Below are 556 nucleotides of genomic sequence, written 5' to 3' on the forward strand. Positions count from 1 at the left end.
CCCATGCCGCAGATGACAGCGTCTTGGAAAGCATCACTATCTGCATATTCAGCATGTGCCATGTCGCGAAACCATTCCGCTGCTCCTGTAAGCAATTCACTTGGCAATGCCTTGCCTATTTGACGGGGAATGAATTGCACCTCTCGTTTATTGTTACGCTCTGAACCCACAACGGCATTAACCAATGGTGCAATACGGTTAAACGTCATAACGGGGCGGCGTTGCTCTTTTAACGCCGCTAAATCAGCCTCATTCCACTGATCACCATTGTAAAATCGAAAATCCTCTCTTGCATGTTCGCGCCATTTGTTCACATGCTCAACATCTTCTTTGTACCAGCTCACAAGCTTGCTAAACAAACCTTCTGTCGACAAATCTGATGCGTTACTTTCTTTCTCTAAATGCTCTTCATCATACATCATTCTGCCATCCATGACGTGCTTTCATAAGTTTCTCTACCGCTATAAGCTGGTCTCTTCTGTTTTTGCATCGGCTGTTCATACCCCACACACATTAACCCAAAGGCATCCGCACCATGACTGGACCAATCATGCTC

Annotated in this window: 1 protein-coding gene and 1 pseudogene; both read right to left on the reverse strand. The window is 45.9% G+C overall.

The features are described 5' to 3' along the window. A partial coding sequence (locus ACFIM6_RS10185; RefSeq protein WP_375612706.1) for a portal protein occupies positions 1-434 on the reverse strand: 434 nt, incomplete at its 3' end. After that, positions 419-556, reverse strand: a pseudogene (locus ACFIM6_RS10190) (PBSX family phage terminase large subunit); the annotation flags it as partial. The pseudogene ACFIM6_RS10190 and the gene ACFIM6_RS10185, both read right to left, overlap by 16 nt.

The organism is Bartonella sp. AA9NXGY, from assembly GCF_042196845.1.
GTDB lineage: Bacteria > Pseudomonadota > Alphaproteobacteria > Rhizobiales > Rhizobiaceae > Bartonella.